General features: G+C 42.7%; 2 protein-coding genes. Both read right to left on the reverse strand.

What is annotated here, in order from left to right:
- Positions 1 to 44: 44 nt before the first annotated feature.
- Complete coding sequence (locus MMY95_RS15535) at positions 45 to 941, reverse strand: IS3 family transposase (protein WP_131510832.1); 897 nt, start codon at positions 939 to 941, stop codon at positions 45 to 47.
- Entirely contained in the window at positions 896 to 1,420 is a 525-nt protein-coding gene (locus MMY95_RS15540) for a helix-turn-helix domain-containing protein (protein ID WP_016526651.1), read from the reverse strand. Before MMY95_RS15540 ends, MMY95_RS15535 begins: the two co-directional genes overlap by 46 nt.
- Positions 1,421 to 1,473: the final 53 nt, after the last annotated feature.

The following is a 1,473-nucleotide window of genomic DNA, read 5'->3' on the forward strand; positions in this document are numbered from 1 at the left end:
TGAGGTGTACCCCAAAAGTTAAAGTAAATATTTGCTTGTCTTTCCTAGGCGGCACGGAGTCGATAGTTTATCGGCGATGTGCCGCCTAGTTTCATTTGAATTCGTTTCGTGTTGTAGTAGATTATCCACTTCTTCACAGCCGTTATCAATTCCTTTGCCGAATGATAATCTGACAAATCACCCAATTCAACCTTTAGCTTGTTAAAGAAGCTCTCCATACAAGCATTGTCTAAGCAGGTTGCTCGTCGAGACATGCTGGGTGTAATATGAGCGTTCTTGAGCTTCCTCTGCCAAGCTTGGTGGCGGTACTGCCAGCCTTGATCGGTGTGGAGAAATTGCTTGTACGGTTGATTGGGAATTAAGTTAACCAGTGACTCTAATGGTTTTAAAGCAAACTCAAGGTTTGGGCTGCCAGCCGTAATGGCAAAAGTTAGGATCTCATTGTTGTACAAATCCATGATTGGTTCAAAGTAGACCCTTTCTTGAGTTTGGGGAACTTTAAATTCAGTGACATCGGAAACCATTTTCTGGTTTGGCCGATCAGTTTGAAATCGCCGATGTAACTTATTCTTGACCCTGGTTCCTTCTGGTCCCTTAGACGAGTCGTACTTGCGGATCTTCTTGTGATAACCTTCTCCTTGGATCCCCAGCTCCTGCATCAACCGATAAACTCGCTTATGGTTGACTTTAAGGTCAAAGTCATTCAGGAGTGCCTGAGTAATCCGTAGAACGCCCATGTGATGGTCCTGATTCCAGATGCGGGAAATAAAGTGTTTCAATTGGCAATCCTTATCTGGTTGGTCAAATCGGCGCTTCCAATAGAAGAAGGTATCTGGTGAAATGGGCAAGACCCGTAGAAGGTCAGCCAGCTTAAATTGGGCCTCGAGGGTGCAGATTACTTGGGCGAGTTCTTTGTTCGTTGCTTCATCGAGGCCAATAATTTTAACGCTTCATTTTTGATGCGTAACTCCAGGTTCTCGGCCTCTAATTGCTTAAGCCGATTTTCTTCTGGGGAAAGTTTCTTCTTGGTTGACCGCTTCTTAGTTGGTTTCTTACGTTTATTTGTCATTTGGGGTTTCCGTCCTTTTGATATAGACATTAACCCATTTGGCCCCTGATTGCGATAAATTTCTTTCCATTGCTTAATCTGAGGAATTCCAACGTACCCGAACTTAGCGGCCACCTGCGTATAAGAAGCATTATTAATAATCGACCAATGAGCAACCTCAATTCTAAAATCAGGTGTTACCTGAGGCGGATTATACAATACATTAGCACCGTGAGTTCGATAAGCAGCGACAAGCATTCGAAATAATTTTGGGGCTATCTGATACTTATTTGCGATGCCAAGTGAACTTCCTTGACCAGCAAAATATTCAGTTAACGCACGTAATTTAGTTTCCTTTGAAATCTTAGTCATAAAAAATACCTCCAAAGCTAAAGCTTTTACTTTAACTTTGGGGGTATAGGTCA

It is taken from the genome of Lactiplantibacillus sp. ME-2 (genome assembly GCF_022549155.1).
Classification (GTDB): Bacteria; Bacillota; Bacilli; order Lactobacillales; family Lactobacillaceae; genus Lactiplantibacillus; species Lactiplantibacillus plantarum.

Coding starts and splice junctions, on each gene's coding strand:
- MMY95_RS15540 (WP_016526651.1), bottom strand. CDS start 1,420: ATGACTAAGATTTCAAAGGAAACTAAATTACGTGCGTTAACTGAATAT.